Origin of the sequence: Nonomuraea sp. JJY05 (assembly GCF_043496855.1) — a bacterium.
GTDB lineage: Bacteria > Actinomycetota > Actinomycetes > Streptosporangiales > Streptosporangiaceae > Nonomuraea.
In genome coordinates, this window is record NZ_JBIEIS010000058.1 from 34362 (window position 1) to 53349 (window position 18988).

The following is an 18988-nucleotide window of genomic DNA, read 5'->3' on the forward strand; positions in this document are numbered from 1 at the left end:
GCCTGTCAGATGAGGAAGAGCGGCAGGATCGCCAGGCCGTGCAGGGCGTACTGGGTGGCCATGAAGGCGCCGTACGGCTCGCGGCGGCGGCCCTTGAAGCACAGGACCGTGATGACCAGCGCCCCGCCGATCATGGCGAGCGCGGACGGCCACAGCGGGAGTCGCAGCAGCAGGACGGTCGCGCCGAACGCCAGCGCCAGCCCGATCGCCGTGCAGCAGATCGCCAGCCGCAGGACGCGCTCGCCGTGCATGACCGCGAAGGTCATCCGCCCGGCGCGGGCGTCGCCCTCGATGTCCGGCAGATCCTTGGTCGTCGAGCCCACGAGAGCGGTCCACAGCGACGCGGCGAGCACGAAGACGACCAGCATCAGCGAGCTCCTGATCTCGCTCGCGTAGGAGAAGGCGCCCCCGTAGTAGGTGAGCAGGGTGGCCAGGCCTCCCGTCAGGACCGTGCCGCCGGAGCTGCGCTTGAGCGGGAACGGCGGGCCCGAGTAGAGGTAGCCGAGCGCCAGCACGACGGCGAGCATGCCGCCCATGAGCGGGGAGAGCGCGAAGCCGGCCGCGAGCGACAGCAGGGCCGACCCGATCGCGACCGCTCGGGCGAATCCCGGCGGCAGGTCGCCACGGACGATGGGCCTGCGTGAGCCGTTGAGCCGGTCCTCCGGCACGTCCATGACGCCGTTGAAGAGGTAGACGGCGAAGATCATCATCACCCATGCCGCGGCGCCCCAGGCCGTTCTGCCCAGGTGGCCGTCGTCGCCGGCGACCGAGGCGCACAGCGCCGTGCCGGTGAGGAAGCGCAGCAAGAAGATGACCTGCACTGTAGGCCGCGCTTCCGCGAAGCACAGACGGCCTCGCCGGAGCGCCGGTTCGATAGTCGCCATGATCGGAGTGTGAAGGGCCGGCAGGGGCCCGAGAAGGGGGGTGCGTCGAAAGATACCGGGGGCGCGCACTCTCGATACCCCCGCCGGATCCCTTGGTCAGGACCGGCACTCTCATGATCCTCGACCTGTTGCGGGGCCTGTCGCCGACTGTACGTTGAGTCCGGAGATCTCCTAGAGCCACACCAAAAGACCTGCGAAGGAGATTCACGATGGCCCCGACCCGCCCCGTCGAGCGCTACTCGAACTTCACCCCGCTGGCACTGGCCGACCGGACCTGGCCGGACAAGAGGATCGTGGCGGCGCCCCGCTGGCTGTCGACGGACCTCCGCGACGGAAACCAGTCGCTGGCCAACCCGATGTCGCCGGCGCGGAAGCTGCGCATGTTCGAGCTGCTCGTCGACATCGGCTACAAGGAGATCGAAGTCGGATTCCCGGTGGCCAGCCAGGACGACTACGACTTCGTCCGGATGCTCATCGAGCAGGACCGCATCCCGGACGACGTATGGATCTCGGTGCTCGTACCGGCGCGGGACGAGCTGATCGAGCGCTCGGTCACCGCGCTGGCCGGCGCCCCTCGCGCCACGTTCCACCTCTACAACGCGACCGCGCCGCTGTTCCGGCGGGTGGTGTTCAACATGGACCGCGCCCAGTGCAAGGACCTGGCCGTGCACGGCACCCGGTTGATGATGAAGTACGCGGAGCGGGACCTGGCGGACTGCGACCTGCGCTACCAGTACTCGCCCGAGCTGTTCAACGAGACCGAGGCGGACTTCGCCCTGGAGGTCTGCGAGGCGGTCATGGACGTGTGGGAGACCGGCCCCGGCCGCCCGATCATCCTGAACTTCCCCACCACCGTCGAGCGGTCCCTGCCCTCGGTGTTCGCCGACCAGATCGAATGGCTGGACCGCAACCTCTCCCGCAGGGAGCACGTCTGCCTGTCCATCCACCCGCACAACGACCGCGGCACGGGGGTGGCCGCGTCCGAGCTGGCGCTGCTGGCCGGGGCCGAGCGCATCGAGGGGTGCCTGTTCGGCAACGGCGAGCGGGCGGGCAACGTCTGCCTGGTGACGCTCGGCATGAACATGTTCACCCACGGCGTGGACCCGGGGATCGACTTCTCCGACATCGACCGGATCCGCGACACGGTCGAGCTCTGCAACGAGATTCCCGTGCACCCCCGGCACCCGTACGGCGGCGAGCTGGTGTACACCGCCTTCTCCGGCTCGCACCAGGACGCGATCAAGAAGGGCTTCGACGACCTGGAGCGGGCCGCCGGCGAGAGCGGGGCCGGCGTCGACGAGATGCCGTGGAGCATGCCGTACCTGCCGGTGGACCCCAAGGACGTCGGGCGCACGTACGAGGCGATCGTGCGGATCAACAGCCAGTCGGGCAAGGGCGGCATCGCGTACGTCATGAGCGCCTGGCACGGGATGCGGCTGCCCCGCGAGCTGCAGCGGGAGTTCGCCGGGCTGGTCCAGGCCCGGGCGGAGGCACGGGGCAGCGAGCTGACGCCCGAGGAGATCTGGGCGCTGTTCGAGCAGGAGTACCTCGCCGGCCAGGTCCGGACCGACCCGCTGCGGCGGGACGACCGGATCACCGCGACGCTCCACATGGACGGCCAGCAGGAGCAGACCGTCAGGGCCATCGGGGCCACGATGGCGCCCTGGGGCGTCGACGTGCGGGCGGTGCACCGGGCCGACGGCACCGAGCGTGTCACGAGCATGAAGACGACGGTCTACGCCGAATGCAAGGTGGACGGCATGACGGTCTGGGGCGTGGGCGTCGACACCAACGTGGTCGACGCGACCCTGGCCGCGGTCGGCTCGGCCGCCAGGCGGAGCGGCCGGACGCAGGTCCCGCTCGCGAACGCCAGCTGATGCCGGAGGACACGCCGGCGGCCGCCGCGGCGTTTTCCGGGGGCTTTTTCTGAAAAAACGACGAGAGCCACCGCCCATTTCATGATGGGCGGTGGCTCTCGTTCTGCTGGGGCTTGGCAAAAGGGGAAGTGCCGTCTAGTTCAATGCCTCACCTCTCCGGCGGGATAAACATCCGTCAAAACCCGACTACTCATATTGAATCGCCGGTCCGGCTGTTATCCCACCCCTAGCGAACCCTTAGGCGGTCACCGGTCACTCGGCAATGGCCGTCCGCATGATCCAGTGATAGGCGGGCACCTCCTGCCCGTCGACGTGGGTGCGCTCGCCTTTGTGGAGAAAGTGCTCGTACCCGCTGCCGAAAGGCAGTTTGATCTTCTCGCAGAATTTCGCGAGGGTCACGATCCGCTGCTCGGCCGGCAGGTGGTTCGGTCCGCCGACGAGCATCACCTTGATGTTGGACATGCTCTCCTCGATTCAGAGCGGGATGTTGGAGTGGCAGCCGCGGGCCTGCGGTGCCGATGCCAGTGCTTCCGCCAGCCGGAGCCGGGTCTCGAGAGGCGAGACGACCGCGTCGACCACGCCGAGCGACATCGCCCGCTCGACTCCGCCGGCCGTCCGCCGATGCTCTTCCACCAGTCGCGCGTGCAGGTCCGCCTGCTCGGACTCGGGCACCGCGGCCAGTCGCTTGCGGTGCAGGATGCCGACCGCCGCCTCGGCCCCCATGACCGCCACCTCCGCGTCGGGCCAGGCGTACACCGCGGTCGCGCCCAGCGACCTGGAGTTCATGGCGATGTAGGCGCCGCCGTACGACTTGCGGGTGATGAGCGTGACGCGCGGGACGACCGACTCGGCGAAGGCGTGCAGGAGCTTGGCGCCCCGCCTGACCACGCCGCCCCACTCCTGCTGGACGCCGGGCAGGTAGCCGGGCACATCGACCACGACCACGAGCGGGACGCCGAGCGAGTCGCACATCCGCACGAAACGCGAGGCCTTCTCCGCCGAGAGCGAGTCGAGGCAGCCGCCCTTGCGCAGCGGGTTGTTGGCGATCACGCCCACGGCCCGCCCGCCCAGCCGGCCGAGTCCGACCACCATGTTGGGGGCCCAGCGCGGCTGGAACTCCAGGAACTCCGGGTCAAGGAGCTCGCGGAGGACCGGCCGGACGTCATAGGCGCGGCGCGGCTGCTCGGGGAGGAGGGCCCGCAGGTCGCGCGGCTCGCTCAGCGCGGCGAAGTCGAACCGGCCGGGGTGGGTGAAGAACCCCGTCAGCAGGCGGGCCCGGTCGTAGGCCGCCTGCTCGGAGTCGACCGTGATGTGCGCGACCCCCGATTTGGGGCCGTGCGCCTCCGGGCCGCCCAGGCCCGCCATGTCGATCTCCTCGCCGGTGACGCTGCGGACGACGTCGGGCCCGGTGATGAAGACCCGCGCGACGTCCGACATGATGATCACGTCGGTCAGCGCGGGCCCGTAGGCGGCCGCGCCCGCGGCCGGTCCGAGGACGACCGAGATCTGCGGGATCAGGCCGGAGGCCGAGGTCATGGCGGCGAACATGCGTCCGACGCCGTCCATCGACTCCACGCCGTCCGCCAGCCGGGCGCCGCCGGAGTGCCACAGGCCGATCACCGGGCAGCGCCGGCGGACGGCCAGCTGGATGGCCTCGACGATGCGATTCGCGCCTGCCCAGCCCAGCGCGCCGCCCATGCGCGTCGCGTCCGTGCAGTAGGCGATGACCGGAGAGCCGTCGATCAGACCGTGTACGGTCTGCACGCCGCTCTCGTCGTCGCCGGGCATCGGCACCAGGGAACCGGGATCCAGGAGCCGCGAGAGGCGTGCCGATGGCGTCCGCGGATCGAGTGGTGCTTCCGTGGGAAAAGCGGTCAGGACCGTCATCGTTGTCCTTTCGCAGGTATCTGTCCTTCGAATTTCCCGACCGACCCCTATCTCGGACAACCCCTACTGCCTCGTACCTCTTACCAGGGGGCGGTCCCGATATAGGGGGCACGTGGGGTGACCGGGAATTGCCGCCCGTGTGACACTCGGGATGTGTTGTTAATCACAGCGATCGTCGCGGAAAGGGATGGACGCCATGAAACGTGCACAGCTCAAAAAGGCGCGCCCCGCGCGTACCACGGTGCGAAATGAGGTGCCTGACATGCGCACCCCGTCCGGCCGGCTGATGCGGTTCTAGGGGCTCCGGATGACGACCGAAATCACCGCGCCGGCCATCAGCCTCGCCACGCTCCTCGACCATGACCCGGCCTTCCGCCTGCACGAGGGCGGCAAGCTGGAGACGCGCCCCTCGGTGCCGGTGCGCGACGCCAACGACCTGTCGCTCGCGTACACGCCGGGGGTGGCCCGCGTGTGCACGGCCATCGCCGAGCGGCCGGAGCTGGCCGACGACTACACCTGGCGGTCCAACGTGGTCGCCGTGGTCACCGACGGCACCGCCGTGCTCGGGCTCGGCGACATCGGCCCCACCGCGGCCATGCCGGTCATGGAGGGCAAGTCGCTGCTGTTCAAGCAGTTCGGGGGCGTGGACTCGGTGCCTATCTGCCTGGACTGCACCGACGTCGACGACCTGGTGGAGACGATCGCCCGCATGGCCCCGTCCTTCGGCGGCATCAACCTGGAGGACATCAGCGCACCGCGCTGCTTCGAGGTGGAGCGCCGGCTCAGGGAGCGGCTGGACATCCCGGTCTTCCACGACGACCAGCACGGCACGGCGATCGTGGTGCTGGCCGCGCTGCGCAACGCGGCCCGGCTGACCGGGCGGCGGCTGTGGGACCTGCGGGCCGTCGTGGCCGGCGCGGGCGCCTCCGGGCTCGCGGTCACGAGCATGCTGCTCAAGGCCGGTATCGCCGAGGTCATCGTGTCCGACAGCAAAGGCGTGCTCCACCAGGGCCGTGACGACCTCAACACGTACAAGGCCCTGATCGCGACCTGCACGAACCAGTCGGGCCACACCGGCACGACCGAGGAGGCCCTGGCTGGGGCGGACGTCTTCATCGGCCTGTCGGGCTCGACGATCAGCGAACGGGCCATCGCGTCGATGGCGCCGGGCTCCATCGTCTTCGCCCTGTCCAACCCCGAGCCGGAGATCCACCCGGGGATCGCGATGGAGCACGCCGCCGTCGTGGCCACCGGGCGCAGCGACTTCCCCAACCAGATCAACAACGTGCTCGCCTTCCCCGGCGTGTTCAGGGGCGCCCTGTCGGCGCGGGCCATGGAGATCACCGAGAACATGAAGATGGCCGCGGCGCACGCCCTCTCCAGCGTGATCGAGGAGGAGCTGTCGGCGGAGCGGATCATCCCGGAGCCGTTCGACCCCCGGGTGGTGCCCGCGGTCGCCGCGGCGGTGGCCGACCAGGCCCGCCGCGACGGCGTGGCCCGCCTGCGCGGCCTCTGAGGCGCACCGGCCGGGGCGCCCTGCTCTCCGATCACACCTCGGAGGCCGGACGCGTCCCGGCAGGCCCCGCGTCGCGGGAAGGGTCAGACGTAGTAGCCCTCAACGGGTACGCGCGCCTCGTCGTACAGGGCCGGGCCTTCGGCGGGCGGGTCCACGAAGGCGCTGCCCGGCGGCTTGAGGCCGTTGAGCTGCTCGCCGGACAGCGCGTAGACGACGCGGCCGAGGCCCGAACGGGCGATGGCCCCCGCGCACATCCCGCACGGCTGGCAGCTGGTGTACATCGTGGTCGTGGCCGCGGCCGAGGGGTCGAGCTCGCGGGCGGCCCAGCGGGCCAGCTTCAGCTCCGGGTGCGCGGTGATGTCGTGGTCGGTGAGCGAGCTGTTGCGCTCCTCGACCAGGATCGAGCCGTCCTGGCCCGCCAGCAGGGAGCCGAACGGCGGGTTGCCGCCGGCACGGGCCTCCGCCGCCAGCTCGATGGCGCGGCGCAGGAGTTTCTCTTCGTCGTGGGTCACGCTAGGTTCTCCATCCTGGGCATCTGGCCATATTTTCCCCCGTTCGGGCGGGGTCACGTCTCCTGGAGGCGGCGGATCATGGCCTGCTTGGCCGCCGTGAACTCCTCGTCGGTCAGCACCCCGGACCGGTGCAGCTCCCCGAGCTCCCCCAGGCGGCGCAGGACCGCGTCGTGCACGTCGTCGTTCGCGGGCGGGGGAGGCGGCGGCAGCTCGGCCTCCCTCGGGAGCCGGGCCAGCACGGCCGCGGCGACCAGAGCGGTGGTCCCGCCGAAGCGCTGGATGCCCCACGACACGCAGTGGGGATCCTTCTGCGGCGGCTGCGCGGGGCCCTCGCCCTTGACGCGGAAGCGCAGCGTGCCGTAGCCCATGCCGGACTGCGGCTTCCACTCGACGCCGGCCACGTCCGACAGCGGGAACTCCTGCGGTCCGGCCTTGTCCTTCTCCGCGCTCGCGAACCCGGTCCACTCCAGGCGCACCCGCTCCCCGTCGAAGTGCGCGGTGCCGTCGCCCGCCGTGGCCGAGACGGGCACGGCGGGCCCGGCCAGGAGGTAGTCGTCGCAGGCGGCGGTGGGCGTCTGGTAGACGAGCAGGGTGTCGCGGACCTCGTCGGCGAAGTATTCGGCCGCGCCGGCGCGGCTCTTGGGAACGGCCAGCCGGTACGGGTCGGCGGGCGGGCCGAGCAGCCCCGCCACCGCGTCGGAGAGCGGGTCGGCCCCTTTGCGCAGCCGCATCCGCACGTGGCCGCCCTTGCGCGACGGCTCGAACGTCATGCTCGCGATCGCCTCCAGCGGCACCACGAGCTCGCCCAGCGTCCTGCGCAGCTCGTGCACGCCCTTGTCGCTTCCGGGGACAATGCGCAGGAACTCGCCGTTGAACGTCCACGAGCCGTCGGCGACGGCGATCTCGGCCATATTCTCAGCCTAGGACACGCGGGGTCGAGAGGAGCGGGATGGAGATCTTCACGAGCTGGTCGTCCTGGGCGCAGGCGGAACGCCCCCTGAGCGAGGCGCTCCCGCCGGGGACCACGGAATCCCTGCGCGACGCGGTGGCGTTCGCCCGTGCGCAGCACGGGGTGCAGCAGCGGCCGACCGGGCGCCCGTACCTGGAGCATCTGCTCGAGGCGCTGGAGGTGGCCGTGGTCGGCGCCGAGCTGACCGACCGGGACGTGCTCGTGGCGATCGTGCTGCACGACGTGCTGGAGGACACGCCGTGCACCGAGGCGGAGGTCGCGCGGAGGTTCGGCGCCGGCGTGGCCGAGCTCGTACGGTGGGTGACCAAGCCCCGCGGGATCGCGAAGGTCGACTACCTGAGCACCCTCGTGCAGGCGCCGCTGCAAGCGGTGTTCGTGAAGCTGGCCGACCGGGTGAGCAACGTGCAGGAGCTGCAGCGGATGCCGTGGCGGTTCCAGCGGCGCTACTACCTGGAGACCGTGGCCTACATCATGCCGCTGGCCGGTGCTCACCCCTGGTTCGCCAGGTGGTTCGGGGAGTGGCGCACGCGCTGGCATCCCCGCGTGGAGCGGCTCAGCGCGTACTAGCCGCCGATCCTGGCCACGCGGTTGCGCACGCCCTCGAAATGGGCGTGTACGGCGGCCACGGCCGCGGCCCGGTCGCCGGCCAGCACGGCCGTGTAGATGTCGCGATGGCGCCTGACCACGTCGCCCGGCGGCTCGTCGGGCGCGCCCAGCTCGTCGCGCAACTGGTAGTAGACGTCCCAGAACGCCCCCAGGAGCTGGCTCACCAGCGGGTTGCCGAGCGGGCGGTAGAGGAGGTCGTGGAAGAGGCGGTCGGTCTCGGGGGAGACCGGCCCGGCCGGCGCCTCGGCCTCCATCCTGGCGATGACGTCGGCGACCGGCGTCAGGTCGGCCTCGGGGCCCAGCTCGATGAGGCGCTCGACGAGGCCGCTCTCCAGGATCTCGCGGATCTCGATCAGGTTGGCCAGGTGGTTCTTGCCGTTCTGCAGCGTGATGCGGCTGTGGAAGGTCAGCTCGTCCACCAGCCCCGCCAGCGACATCCGGCCCACGAACATGCCGAAGCCGTGGCGGATGTCCACGATGCCGACCGCCTGCAGGGCCTTGAGCGCCTCCCTGATCGAGTTGCGGCTGACCCGCAGCTCCTCCATGAGCTCCGACTCGGTCGGCAGGGGGTCTCCCGCCACCAGCCCACGCCGGACGATCAGGTCCTTGACGCCCTCCTGGGCCTCGACGGCACGGCTCGGCCGGGCCGGACGCGGGACTGTGGTCATGAAAGATCCTTTCATCGTATGTAACATTCCGGAAATCTTCTGTTGACCTCAAGCCGGGGCAGCATCTAGCGTCCACGTTACGGCAAAGATAGGACATGGGATGTCCCACGTGCTACGTCCCAGGAGGAATTCCGTGAGCTCTGAGTTCAGCCGCCGCGACTTCCTGCGTTACAGCGGGGCTACGGGTGCGGCGGCGTTCGTCGCGGCGACGCTCTCCGCGTGTTCCGGCGGCCCGGCCTCGACCGGATCGGTCGGCGCCGGATCCAACAAGGACCTGATCACCGCCGTCATCGGGTACGGCAACGACCAGAGCTGGGACCCGACGCAGACCGCGTCGGCGTTCGCGATGGCGGGGATCAACCACATCTACGAGGGGCTGCTCGACACCGACCCGATCACACGCGAGCCGTACCCGGCCCTGGCCAGTGCACTGCCTGCCGACCTGAACGCGACCTCCTGGAAGTTCACGCTCAGAGACGGCGCCAAGTGGCACGACGGCCAGCCGGTCACCGCCGACGACGTCGTCTTCACCTTCGAGCGGATCCTGGGCCCCGACAACGTCCTGACCGGCAACTTCTTCAAGTCCTGGCTCCAGGAGGTGAAGAAGGTCGACGACAGGAACGTCGAGCTGGTCTTCAAGTTCCCCTTCCCCGACGCCGCGCCCAGGCTGACCATCGCCAAGATCATGCCCAAGCACGTCTTCAGCCAGGCGGGCGCGTGGGACAAGGCCAAGAGCGGCATGGCGGTGGGGTCGGGGCCGTACAAGCAGACCGCGCACAATCCCAAGTCCAACACCTCCTTCGAGGCGTTCGACGGCTACAACGGCCCGCGCCCGGCCACGGCCAAGAAGATGAACTGGCTGACGATCGTGGACGCCGCCGCCCGCGTGGCCAAGATCTCCGGCGGCTCGGCCGAGGCGCAGATCGCCGACAACATCCCGTACGCCAACGTCGACCAGCTCAAGCAGCAGGGCCTGACGGTCGAGGGCGGCAAGGGCATGAACCACATGTTCCTGATGTTCAACACGGGCGCCAAGCCCTTCGACGACGTACGGGTGCGCCAGGCCCTGCACTACGCGATCGACAAGCAGAAGATGATCGACGTGGCGCTCAAGGGCCACGGGACGGCCTCCAGCTCCTTCCTCAACGAGGGCAACCCCGCCTACAAGCGGGCCTCGGTCGTGTACGACTACGACCCCGAGAAGGCCAAGGCCCTCCTCAAAGAGGCCGGCGTGAGCAACCTCACGATCAACCTCATGGCCGTGAACGTGAGCTGGATCGCCGACTGCCTGCCCACCATCGCCGCCTCCTGGGAGGCCATCGGCATCAAGACCACGCTGGAGCCGCAGGACACGGCCGCGCTGTTCACCAAGATGGACCAGTTCCAGGACTACCAGGTGGTCGCCGCCGCCTCAAACCCCAACCAGTTCGGCATGGACGCCGACCTGATCCTGCACTACAACTACGTGCCCGGCGGCCTGTGGATGAAGTACAGCCACTGGGACGGCACCGCGGACGCCAAGAAGCTGTTCGCGATGATGGACGAGGCCAGCAAGGAAACCGACCAGGCCCAGCGGACCGAACTTATCCACAAATATCTGGACTTTGTGGCTGAGCAGGCCATCCTCTACCCCGTCGTCCACAACGAGCTGATGACCGCCTGGGACCCGAAGAAGCTGTCCGGCATCCGCGCCCAGCCCTACCCCGGCATCAACCTGCTGCAGGCCAAGAGGACATGACGCTCGTCGCCAGGATGCTGCTCCGGCGGCTCCTCATGCTGATCCCGCTGCTGCTCGGCGTGGTCGCGTTCGTCTTCATCGTGATGCGCTTCTCCAACAGCAAGCCGGAGTACGCGTACTTCCAGGGTGCGAACCCGACCCCCGAGCAGATCCACCAGTTCCAGCTCGAGAACGGCCTGCTGGACCCGTTGCCCCTGCGCTATGTCCGCTTCGTCGCGGACCTGGCCCAGGGCGACATGGGCACCAGCGTGCTCACCAAGAAGCCGGTGGTGGAGTCCATCACGACCGCCCTGCCGCTGACCCTGCAGCTCACGTTCCTGGGCCTGGCCGTCGCGGTGGTGCTGTCGCTGGTGTTCGGCGTCACCGCGGCGCTGTTCCGCGACCGCTGGCCGGACCAGGTGATCCGCGTGGTGTCGCTGGTCGGGGTCGCGGCGCCGCCGTTCTGGCTGGCGCTGCTGATGATCCAGTACCTGGCCGTCGGCGAGGGCCTGTTCCCGACGGGCGGCTACATCAACCCGGCCGACTCCACGGCGGGCTGGCTGCAGTCGATGACGCTGCCCGCCCTGTCGTTGTCGCTGCCGATCGCCGCCCAGCTCACCCGCATCATCCGCACGTCGATGGTGGAGGAGCTGGACCGCGACTACGTGCGCACCGCGATCGGCAGCGGCCTGCCGCCGATCGTGGTCGTCGGCCGGAACGTGCTGCGCAACGCCCTGATCACCCCGCTGACCGTGCTCGGCCTGCGCATCGGCTACCTGATCGGCGGCACCGTGGTCATCGAGACCATCTACGGCCTGCCCGGCATGGGCCAGCTCATGATCAACGCCGTGCGCGACGGTGACCCGGCCGTCGTCCAGGGCGTGGTGCTGACCATCGCGGTCGGCTTCATGGTCGTCAACCTGGTCGTGGACATCCTCTACCTGCTGGTCAACCCCCGCCTCAGGAGCGCCGCATGAGACGTGGACTGACGGAACGGCTCTCCGTGCCGAAAAAGGGGCCGGGCGTGGGCCTGCGCCGCCTCAACCCCCTGTCGTGGCTGGCGGTCGGCATCGTGGCCGTGGTCGTGCTGGCCGCGCTGCTCGCGCCGTGGATCGCGCCGCACTCGCCGTACTTCCAGGAGGCCACGGGCGGCGGCCCGTCGGTCGCGCACTGGATGGGCCTCGACAGCGCCAACCGCGACATCCTGTCCAGGCTCCTGTACGGGGCACGCTGGTCGCTGATCATCGGCCTCGGCGCGACCGGGCTCGCCCTGGTGGCCGGGGCGGTCGTCGGCGCGATCGCGGCCACCTCGCGCAGGGCCGTGGACGAGACCATCATGCGCCTGCTCGACGTCGTCATGGCCTTCCCCGGCATCGCGCTGGCGGCCGTGCTGGTGGCGGTGTTCGGCGGCGGCATCCCGGTGCTGGTCATGGCCATGGCCTTCCTCTACATGCCGTCCGTGGCCAGGGTCGTGCGGGCCAACGTGATCGCCCAGTACGGCGAGGACTACGTGGCGGCCGAGCGGATCATCGGGGCGCGCACGCCGTACATCGTCGTCAAGCACGTCGCGATCAACTGCGCCGCGCCGGTCCTCGTCTTCTGCACGGTGATGGTGGCCGACGCGATCGTGTTCGAGGCGTCGCTGTCGTTCATCGGCGCCGGCGTGCGCCCGCCGAACCCCTCCTGGGGCAGCGTCATCGCCGACGGCAAGAACATGGTGCTGCTCGGCGGCTGGTGGGCCACGGTCTTCCCCGGCCTGCTGATCCTGCTGACCGTGCTCGCGCTCAACATCCTCTCGGAGGGCATCTCCGACGCCTGGGCCGCGCCCGCCGCCCGCAGGGCCGTCCCCCCGAAGAAGGACGACGCGTTCGAGCGGGCCAGGCCCGGCTCCGGCGAGGTCGTCGAGCTGCCCGGGCTGGCCGAGGCCGCCCGCAGGCTGGCCGAACGCGCCCGCCCGCTGCCGCAGGGGCCGCCGGTCCTCGCGGTGGAACGGCTGCGGATCGGGTTCGCGGACGGTGTGGACATCGTGGACGGCATCGGCTTCGAGGTGCGTCCCGGGGAGGTGCTCGGCCTGGTCGGCGAGTCGGGCTGCGGAAAGTCGCTGACCGCGCTGACCATCATGGGCCTGCAGCCGCGCAACGCCCGCGTCAGCGGCCACGTCCGCTTCGACCAGCGCGAGCTGCTCTCGGAGTCGCGCCGCGCCCGCCGCCGCCTGCTCGGCCACGAGATGGCGATGATCTACCAGGACGCCCTCTCCTCCCTGAACCCGGCCATGACCATCAAGGCCCAGCTCAGGCAGCTCACCCGGCGCGGCGGCCGGCGTACCCCCGCCGAGCTGCTCGAACTCGTCGGCCTCGACGCCCGCCGCACCCTGTCCTCCTACCCGCACGAGCTGTCGGGCGGGCAGCGGCAGCGGGTGCTGATCGCGATGGCGCTGTCGCGCGACCCGAAGCTGATCGTCGCCGACGAGCCCACCACCGCACTCGACGTCACCGTCCAGGCGCAGGTCATCGAGCTGCTGCTGAAGCTGCGCGAGGAGCTGGGGTTCGCGCTGATCCTCGTCTCGCACGACCTCGCGCTGGTCGCCGACGTCACCGACCGCGTGGTCGTCATGTACGGAGGCCAGATCGTCGAGACCGGCGCCACGGCGACCCTGGTCGGCGCGCCCGCCCACCACTACGCCCGCGGCCTGCTGGGTTCGGTCCTGTCGCTGGAGTCGGGCGCCGAGCGGCTCACGCAGATCCCCGGCGTGGTGCCAGCCCCGGCCGACTTCCCGGCCGGCTGCCGCTTCGCCGACCGGTGCCCCATGGCCACGGACGTGTGCCGTACCGAGGCTCCGGTGCTGACGGGGGACACCACGCACGCGGTGGCCTGCCATCATCCGGCGCTCGTAGGGAGTGAGCAGCATGCTTGAGCTGAAGGACGTGCACGTCGTGCACAAGGCCCGCTCGGGCGGCCTGTTCTCCCGGGACCGCGTCCACGCGCTGACCGCGGCCGACCTCACGGTGAGCCCCGGCGAGACGGTCGGGGTCGTGGGGGAGTCGGGCTGCGGCAAGTCCACCCTGGCCAGGGTGCTGGTCGGCCTGCAACGGCCCACCCGGGGCAGCGTGGCCTTCCGCGGCAAGGACCTGTGGGCGCTGAAGGAGGGCGAGCGGCGCGCGCTGATCGGCTCCAGCGTCGGGATGATCTTCCAGGACCCGTCCACGGCGCTCAACCGGCGCCTGCCCGTCAGGCAGGTGCTGCGCGACCCGCTCAACGTGCACCGCCGCGGCACCCCCGCCCAGCGCGACGCCCGCGTACGCGAGCTGCTCGACCTGGTGGGCCTGCCCGCCGGCGCCGCCGACGCGCTGCCCGGCCAGCTCTCCGGCGGTCAACGCCAGCGCGTGGCCGTGGCCCGGGCGCTCGCGCTCGAACCCGACCTGGTCGTGGCCGACGAGCCCACCAGCGCGCTCGACGTGTCGGTCCGCGCCCAGATCCTCAACCTGCTGCTCGACCTGAAGGAACGGCTCGGGCTCGCGCTGGTGTTCGTCTCGCACGACATCCAGACGGTACGCAGGATGAGCGACCGCGTGGTCACCATGTACCTCGGCAGGATCGTCGAGCAGGCGCCCGCGCGGGCCGTGCCGATGGGCGCCCGCCACCCGTACACGCGGGCCCTGTTCTCCGCGACCCCGGGCCTGATCTCGCCCATCAACCCGATCCCGCTCGTGGGCGTGGTGCCCTCCGCCACCAGGCCGCCGAGCGGCTGCCCGTTCCGCACCCGGTGCTGGCGGGCAGACCGCCTCTGTGCCGAGGACTGGCCCGCGGCGCGGGCCGAAGGCGACCACCTCTTCCACTGCCACCACCCGGTGGCGGCGGGAGCCACCGATGTCGAGCTGATCCAGGAGCGCGTATGACTTTGACCGGTGTCATTCCTCCGGTTTGCACCCCCTTGACCCCTGACTGCGAGGTGGACGCCGCCTCGCTGGTCCGGCTGGTCGACCACCTGCTGGCAGGGGGCGTGGACGCGCTGTTCGTGCTGGGGTCGTCGTCGGAGGTGGCCTACCTGACGGACGCGCAGCGGCGGGTGGTGCTGGACACCGTGGTCGGCCACGTGGGCGGGCAGGTGCCGGTGCTGGCCGGGGTGATCGACATGACGACGCCACGCGTGCTCGAACACGCGCGGGTCGCGGCCGAGGCGGGCGTGTCGGCGCTGGTGGCGACCGCGCCGTTCTACACGCGTACCCATCCGGACGAGATCCGCACCCACTTCCGGACCGTCGCCGCGCGGGGCGGGCTGCCGGTCTACGCGTACGACCTGCCCGTTTCCGTGCACACCAAGTTGAGCGCCGAACTGCTGCTCGGGCTGGCCGCGGAGGGGGCGCTGGCCGGAGTGAAGGACTCCAGCGGCGACGACGGTGGCCTGCGCCAGGTCATCCTGGGCCGCGAGGCGCCGTTCAGCGTGCTCACGGGGTCCGAGGTGACCGTGGACTCGGCGCTGTGGATGGGCGCGGACGGCGTGGTGCCCGGGCTGGGCAACGTGGACCCGCAGGGATACGTCGAGCTCTACCGGTGCGCCGCCCGGGGCGACTGGCAGGCGGCGAGAGCGGAGCAGGAGCGCCTGGTCAGGCTGTTCGAGATAGTCCGTGTAGGCGGCTCACGCATGGGCGGCAGCTCGTCGGGCCTCGGAGCCTTCAAAGCCGCGCTTCACCTACGCGGTGTCATCGACTGCCCGATCACCGCGCTCCCGCAGATTCCGCTCAATGACGACGAGGTCGGCCGGGTCGGCAAGCTCCTGGCTGCCGCCGGGCTGCTCTGAACTATGCCGTGCCGGCCAGCTGGGCCACGTCGTCCGCGCCGTCCTCGATCAACTTCGAGGCCAGGTTGGACAGGGCCCGCCCGGCGGCCAGCTCGTCCCCGATCCCGGGCACCGGCCGGTCGGTGGGATTGCGTCGGGCGTGCGCCACGCTCTCGTGACGTTTGCCGTCCGCGGTGAACAGCACCGCCGTGGCCGTGGTCACGGCGTCCTCGTCGTCCTCACTGATCCAGATCTGGATGTTCCACTGTTTGTACTCCATGGAGGACCACCTCCCTACCTTCGAGGGTCTCTCTTACGAGCCCAAAGGTAAAGGTCAGGGTGCCCGATCAGCGGTTCACGCCGTCGGCGGGCCGCCGCAGCAGGCTCAGGTCGGCCCGCCGCGGGAGGCTCTCCCAGTCGCCCTGGGAGGTCACCGCGAACGCCCCCGCCGCGCACGCCGTGCTGAGCCGCTCGGCGGGCTCCGCCCCGGCCAGCCAGTCGGCCAGCCAGCCGGCCGCGAAGGCGTCCCCGGCTCCCACGGAGTCCACCTCCGTCACCCGGTACGGATCCGCCCGCCACACGACGCCCTCCGACAGCTCCATCGCGCCCTTCGCGCCGAACTTCACCAGCACGTGCCGCGGACCGAGCGCCGCCAGCGCCTTGGCCAGCTCGTCGGGGCCGTCCACGTCGGCGATCAGCCGGCCCTCGGCCTCGGTCGCGAACAGCACGTCCACGTCTGCGACCGTCTCACGCAGCCACGCCCCGGCCTCCTCGGGCGTCCAGAGCGCCCTGCGGAAGTTGACGTCCAGGGAGACGAGCACCCCGGCGGCCCGCGCCTCGGCGATGGCGTGCCGTACGGCCTCGCGGGCGGACTCCGAGAGCGCCGGCGTGATCGCGGAGACGTGCAGCACCCTGGCCGACCTGATGAGCTCGGGGTCGAGGTCGGCGGCGCTCAGCCGCGAGCCGGCGCTGCCCTTGCGGTAGTAGCGCACGTCGATGAGGTCGGCGGTGCGCCTGCCCTTGATCATCAACCCGGTCGGCGCGCCGGGATCGGGGATGGCCCGCACGTCCACACCCTCGCCCGCCAGCGTGGCCCGGATGAGGTCGCCGAACTCGTCGGCGCCGACCCTGCCGACCCACGTCACGCTGTGCCCGAGCCGGGCCACGCCGATGGCGACGTTCGACTCGGCGCCGCCGAGGCCCAGATCGAAGTCGCGGGCGAAGCGCAGCGGCCCGGTACGGCGGGCGGCGAACAGCGCCATGGTCTCGCCGAAGGTCACAAGGTCGGTCACCGGTTTGTGCATGGCTGCAGCCTAGTGTCCGGGAATGGAAGGCCCGTTGGAGACCGAGATTTCGTGTTTGTCGCCCGGGGCCAGGAACTCCAGCAGCTTCCGCGCCTCCTCCTCGACCTCATCCAGCACCGGGATCGGCGTCCACTGGTGGATGGTGAGCGTGGAGGTGCCCTTGGCACGGGCGACCGTCCAGTCCCCGGCGGTGAAACCGTCCACCAGGATGACGCGCGGCACCACGTTCGTGCCCATGAAGCCCTGGAGGGCGGTCGCTCCGGTGTCGGAGATAGCCCGGGAGCGATCGGCGTAGGACAGGAACAGGTTGTCGAAGTCGTACATCAGCCGCACCGGCGCCGGGGTGTCCTCGCCGGGCCGTACGGCGTCGGGCAGGTCGTAGAGGGTGCGGCCGGCCTCGTCCCTGAAGCGGACCAGGTCGAGCGAGTCCACCACCTCGCCCAGCCGCGTCAGCCCCGACCACGTCTGCACGTCCATCACCGACGCGGGCCCGAACGCCGCGAGATAGCGCCGCACCAGCTCGGCCGGCGTCATCGGCGCCACCTCGAAGCCCAGCCAGGACTCGGCGCTCGTGTGCGCGATGGGCCCGCTCTTGCCCCACAGGCCCCGGGGCGGCACCTGGACGAGCGGCACCAGCCACCGCACGCCCTGGCCGAGCGCGTGCGGATCGTTCGACGGCCACCGCTCGGCCAGTTTCCGGCCCAGCTCGGCGAACGTCATGGGCCGCTCCTCCACCAGCGCCCGCCCGACCGCCGCCAGCTCGTCCAGGTCGACCCCTTGCCACCGCTTGCCGAACGTCGACTTGGTCATGCGCCCGAGGGCGGGCTGCAGCAGCGGCCGGATGGCCAGGCAGTCGCGGGCGGAGACGAGGTGGATCGTGCCGCGCTGCAGCGCGATGCGTACGAGCTCGCGCGAGAGCAGCAGGTCGGCGGCGTCGGCGGGTTTGAAGCCCTCCACCCGGTTCCACAGGCCCGTGTACCAGGTGTGCGGGGTCTGCGCCTGGAGCCCACCGAGGCGCTCCACGACCTCGACCACGGAATTGTCGGTGCGGCGCAGCAGGTGCTGGCGGTCGAGCGTGGCCCGGTTGAGCGCCCTGCGGCTGATGAAGGGATCCATGGGGTCAAAGGTAGGGGCTAACGAGGTCGATTCCAGTCCTCGATCGCGATTGATCGAATGAAATCCAAACGATCATTCGAAAGACATAGGATCGAGGGCATGTCCGTCGAGCAGCGCCACCGGCTCATCCTCCGCCAGGTCCGCGAGCGCGGTTCGGCCCGGGTGGCCGACCTGGCCGAGGCGCTGGGCGTCTCCGCCGTCACCCTGCGCAGGGACGTCGAGCAGCTGGCCGCCCAGGGCCTGCTCACCAGGGTGCACGGCGGCGTCACGCTGCCCGCCGAGGCCCCCGCCCGGCGGGCCGGCGGGCTGACCGTCGGCATGCTGGTCCCGACCGCGCGCTACTACTACCCGGCCGTGATCAAGGGCGCCCAGGAGCAGGCCGCCAGGGCGGGGGCGCGCCTCGTGCTCGGCATCTCCCGGTACGAGGACGCCGAGGACCGCGCCCAGGTGCGCCAGCTCGTCGAGGGCGGCGTCGACGGCCTGCTGCTCACCCCGAGCAGGCAGCCCGACGACTCCCACGTGGAGTGGCTGGCCGGGCTGAGCGTCCCGGCCGTGCTGGTGGAGCGCCGGGCCGAGCCGGCGAGCCCGGCCGCCACGCTCGACGCCGTCGCCTCCGACCACGCCCACGGCGCCTACCTCGCCGTGCGCCACCTGGCCGAGCTGGGCCACCGCGGGCTCGCTCTCGTCGCCTGCCCCAGCCCGACCATGCCGGGGATCCGGGCGGGCCTGCTGGCGGGCGCCTCGGCACTGGGCCTGGACACCCCCGCGCAGGTCGTCGTCGAGCGCGACCGCGCCGACGAGCTGGTGGCGGGCGTGCTGCGCCTGGTGCGCGACCGGGGCGTGACGGGCCTGCTCGTGCACAACGACGAGGACGCGCTCACGCTGGTCAGGCACCTGGTCGCGGCGGGCGTGGACATCCCGGGGGAGGTGTCGCTGGTCGCCTACGACGACGAGGTGGCCGCGTTCTCCTCGCCCTCGCTCACCGCCGTGGCGCCGCCGAAGGAGGAGGTCGGGCGCTGCGCGGTCGAGCTGCTGGTCGCCCGCCTGACCGCGGGCGCCGCCCCGGTCGGCCGCCACGTGGCGCTGCTGCCCGAGCTCAGGCCCCGGGAGTCGTCCGCACCCCCTTCGTTATGATCAATTCGATCGTATTGATT

The 18988-nt window shown here is 70.9% G+C and carries 18 protein-coding genes; 9 read left to right on the top strand and 9 right to left on the bottom strand.

The window, feature by feature from the left end; all coding sequences use genetic code 11:
- Positions 1 to 5: 5 nt before the first annotated feature.
- Complete coding sequence (locus ACFKCF_RS53580; protein WP_394504135.1) at positions 6 to 884, bottom strand: UbiA family prenyltransferase; 879 nt, start codon at positions 882 to 884, stop codon at positions 6 to 8.
- 209 nt (positions 885 to 1093) lie between these two features.
- Here ACFKCF_RS53580 and ACFKCF_RS53585 point away from each other — a divergent pair, with 209 nt between their 5' ends.
- Positions 1094 to 2761, top strand: coding sequence for a 2-isopropylmalate synthase (locus ACFKCF_RS53585; RefSeq protein WP_394504137.1), 1668 nt, complete (start codon positions 1094 to 1096; stop codon positions 2759 to 2761).
- A 252-nt stretch (positions 2762 to 3013) separates the two neighbouring features.
- On the opposite strand, the gene ACFKCF_RS53590 is transcribed toward ACFKCF_RS53585, so the two are convergent.
- Together ACFKCF_RS53590 and ACFKCF_RS53595 are read right to left on the bottom strand one after the other, a co-directional pair.
- The gene (locus tag ACFKCF_RS53590; protein WP_394504139.1) at positions 3014 to 3223 is read right to left on the bottom strand and encodes a DUF5988 family protein; all 210 of its coding nucleotides are present in this window, start codon (positions 3221 to 3223) and stop codon (positions 3014 to 3016) included.
- 12 nt (positions 3224 to 3235) lie between these two features.
- Entirely contained in the window at positions 3236 to 4648 is a 1413-nt protein-coding gene (locus tag ACFKCF_RS53595; protein ID WP_394504141.1) for an acyl-CoA carboxylase subunit beta, read from the bottom strand.
- 307 nt (positions 4649 to 4955) lie between these two features.
- Here ACFKCF_RS53595 and ACFKCF_RS53600 point away from each other — a divergent pair, with 307 nt between their 5' ends.
- Positions 4956 to 6164: an NADP-dependent malic enzyme gene (locus tag ACFKCF_RS53600; RefSeq protein ID WP_394504143.1), complete on the top strand. Its 1209-nt coding sequence runs from the start codon at positions 4956 to 4958 to the stop codon at positions 6162 to 6164.
- A gap of 83 nt (positions 6165 to 6247) precedes the next feature.
- Here the strand turns inward: ACFKCF_RS53600 and ACFKCF_RS53605 are convergent, their stop codons facing one another.
- Together ACFKCF_RS53605 and ACFKCF_RS53610 are read right to left on the bottom strand one after the other, a co-directional pair.
- Positions 6248 to 6676, bottom strand: a complete 429-nt coding sequence (locus ACFKCF_RS53605; RefSeq protein WP_394504145.1) for a nucleoside deaminase — start codon at positions 6674 to 6676, stop codon at positions 6248 to 6250.
- 53 nt (positions 6677 to 6729) lie between these two features.
- Complete coding sequence (locus ACFKCF_RS53610; RefSeq protein ID WP_394504147.1) at positions 6730 to 7587, bottom strand: DUF4429 domain-containing protein; 858 nt, start codon at positions 7585 to 7587, stop codon at positions 6730 to 6732.
- 38 nt (positions 7588 to 7625) lie between these two features.
- Here ACFKCF_RS53610 and ACFKCF_RS53615 point away from each other — a divergent pair, with 38 nt between their 5' ends.
- The gene (locus ACFKCF_RS53615) at positions 7626 to 8213 is read left to right on the top strand and encodes an HD domain-containing protein (RefSeq protein WP_394504149.1); all 588 of its coding nucleotides are present in this window, start codon (positions 7626 to 7628) and stop codon (positions 8211 to 8213) included.
- Here ACFKCF_RS53615 and ACFKCF_RS53620 read toward each other — a convergent pair.
- A complete protein-coding gene (locus ACFKCF_RS53620) occupies positions 8210 to 8920 on the bottom strand; it encodes a FadR/GntR family transcriptional regulator (RefSeq protein ID WP_394504151.1) in 711 nt (236 codons plus the stop codon). The genes ACFKCF_RS53615 and ACFKCF_RS53620 overlap by 4 nt on opposite strands.
- Positions 8921 to 9053: 133 nt before the next feature.
- On the opposite strand from ACFKCF_RS53620, the gene ACFKCF_RS53625 reads away from it, so the two are divergent.
- From ACFKCF_RS53625 to ACFKCF_RS53645, 5 genes are read left to right on the top strand one after another with little or no spacing between them, the layout of a single operon-like run.
- Complete coding sequence (locus ACFKCF_RS53625) at positions 9054 to 10658, top strand: ABC transporter substrate-binding protein (RefSeq protein WP_394504153.1); 1605 nt, start codon at positions 9054 to 9056, stop codon at positions 10656 to 10658.
- A complete protein-coding gene (locus ACFKCF_RS53630; protein ID WP_394504155.1) occupies positions 10655 to 11614 on the top strand; it encodes an ABC transporter permease in 960 nt (319 codons plus the stop codon). Before ACFKCF_RS53625 ends, ACFKCF_RS53630 begins: the two co-directional genes overlap by 4 nt.
- Positions 11611 to 13551 carry a dipeptide/oligopeptide/nickel ABC transporter permease/ATP-binding protein gene (locus tag ACFKCF_RS53635; RefSeq protein ID WP_394504156.1) on the top strand — a complete coding sequence of 647 codons (1941 nt, stop codon included), beginning with the start codon at positions 11611 to 11613 and terminating at the stop codon, positions 13549 to 13551. The genes ACFKCF_RS53630 and ACFKCF_RS53635 overlap by 4 nt, the downstream gene beginning before the upstream one ends.
- A complete protein-coding gene (locus ACFKCF_RS53640; RefSeq protein WP_394504157.1) occupies positions 13544 to 14533 on the top strand; it encodes an oligopeptide/dipeptide ABC transporter ATP-binding protein in 990 nt (329 codons plus the stop codon). The genes ACFKCF_RS53635 and ACFKCF_RS53640 overlap by 8 nt, the downstream gene beginning before the upstream one ends.
- Entirely contained in the window at positions 14530 to 15435 is a 906-nt protein-coding gene (locus ACFKCF_RS53645) for a dihydrodipicolinate synthase family protein (protein WP_394504159.1), read from the top strand. The genes ACFKCF_RS53640 and ACFKCF_RS53645 overlap by 4 nt, the downstream gene beginning before the upstream one ends.
- 1 nt (position 15436) lies before the next feature.
- Here the strand turns inward: ACFKCF_RS53645 and ACFKCF_RS53650 are convergent, their stop codons facing one another.
- The 3 genes from ACFKCF_RS53650 to ACFKCF_RS53660 all read right to left on the bottom strand — a co-directional run bounded on the left by ACFKCF_RS53650 (position 15437) and on the right by ACFKCF_RS53660 (position 17834).
- On the bottom strand, positions 15437 to 15694 hold the full coding sequence (locus tag ACFKCF_RS53650) for a DUF1876 domain-containing protein (protein WP_185067965.1): 258 nt from the start codon (positions 15692 to 15694) through the stop codon (positions 15437 to 15439).
- A 67-nt stretch (positions 15695 to 15761) separates the two neighbouring features.
- Positions 15762 to 16718 (bottom strand): sugar kinase, encoded by a 957-nt coding sequence (locus ACFKCF_RS53655; protein WP_394504161.1) that lies wholly within the window; start codon positions 16716 to 16718, stop codon positions 15762 to 15764.
- 9 nt (positions 16719 to 16727) lie between these two features.
- On the bottom strand, positions 16728 to 17834 hold the full coding sequence (locus tag ACFKCF_RS53660; protein ID WP_394504162.1) for a winged helix DNA-binding domain-containing protein: 1107 nt from the start codon (positions 17832 to 17834) through the stop codon (positions 16728 to 16730).
- A 99-nt stretch (positions 17835 to 17933) separates the two neighbouring features.
- Here ACFKCF_RS53660 and ACFKCF_RS53665 point away from each other — a divergent pair, with 99 nt between their 5' ends.
- Entirely contained in the window at positions 17934 to 18968 is a 1035-nt protein-coding gene (locus ACFKCF_RS53665) for a LacI family DNA-binding transcriptional regulator (protein WP_394504163.1), read from the top strand.
- Positions 18969 to 18988 lie beyond the last annotated feature (20 nt).

Bases quoted from the DNA above. Each gene is read 5' to 3' on its own strand.
- ACFKCF_RS53585 (WP_394504137.1), top strand. From the start codon at position 1,094: ATGGCCCCGACCCGCCCCGTCGAGCGCTACTCGAACTTCACCCCGCTG.
- ACFKCF_RS53600 (WP_394504143.1), top strand. From the start codon at position 4,956: ATGACGACCGAAATCACCGCGCCGGCCATCAGCCTCGCCACGCTCCTC.
- ACFKCF_RS53620 (WP_394504151.1), bottom strand. From the start codon at position 8,920: ATGACCACAGTCCCGCGTCCGGCCCGGCCGAGCCGTGCCGTCGAGGCC.
- ACFKCF_RS53665 (WP_394504163.1), top strand. From the start codon at position 17,934: ATGTCCGTCGAGCAGCGCCACCGGCTCATCCTCCGCCAGGTCCGCGAG.
- ACFKCF_RS53660 (WP_394504162.1), bottom strand. From the start codon at position 17,834: ATGGATCCCTTCATCAGCCGCAGGGCGCTCAACCGGGCCACGCTCGAC.
- ACFKCF_RS53630 (WP_394504155.1), top strand. From the start codon at position 10,655: ATGACGCTCGTCGCCAGGATGCTGCTCCGGCGGCTCCTCATGCTGATC.
- ACFKCF_RS53655 (WP_394504161.1), bottom strand. From the start codon at position 16,718: ATGCACAAACCGGTGACCGACCTTGTGACCTTCGGCGAGACCATGGCG.
- ACFKCF_RS53580 (WP_394504135.1), bottom strand. From the start codon at position 884: ATGGCGACTATCGAACCGGCGCTCCGGCGAGGCCGTCTGTGCTTCGCG.
- ACFKCF_RS53635 (WP_394504156.1), top strand. From the start codon at position 11,611: ATGAGACGTGGACTGACGGAACGGCTCTCCGTGCCGAAAAAGGGGCCG.
- ACFKCF_RS53650 (WP_185067965.1), bottom strand. From the start codon at position 15,694: ATGGAGTACAAACAGTGGAACATCCAGATCTGGATCAGTGAGGACGAC.
- ACFKCF_RS53590 (WP_394504139.1), bottom strand. From the start codon at position 3,223: ATGTCCAACATCAAGGTGATGCTCGTCGGCGGACCGAACCACCTGCCG.
- ACFKCF_RS53640 (WP_394504157.1), top strand. From the start codon at position 13,544: ATGCTTGAGCTGAAGGACGTGCACGTCGTGCACAAGGCCCGCTCGGGC.
- ACFKCF_RS53610 (WP_394504147.1), bottom strand. From the start codon at position 7,587: ATGGCCGAGATCGCCGTCGCCGACGGCTCGTGGACGTTCAACGGCGAG.
- ACFKCF_RS53595 (WP_394504141.1), bottom strand. From the start codon at position 4,648: ATGACGGTCCTGACCGCTTTTCCCACGGAAGCACCACTCGATCCGCGG.
- ACFKCF_RS53615 (WP_394504149.1), top strand. From the start codon at position 7,626: ATGGAGATCTTCACGAGCTGGTCGTCCTGGGCGCAGGCGGAACGCCCC.
- ACFKCF_RS53645 (WP_394504159.1), top strand. From the start codon at position 14,530: ATGACTTTGACCGGTGTCATTCCTCCGGTTTGCACCCCCTTGACCCCT.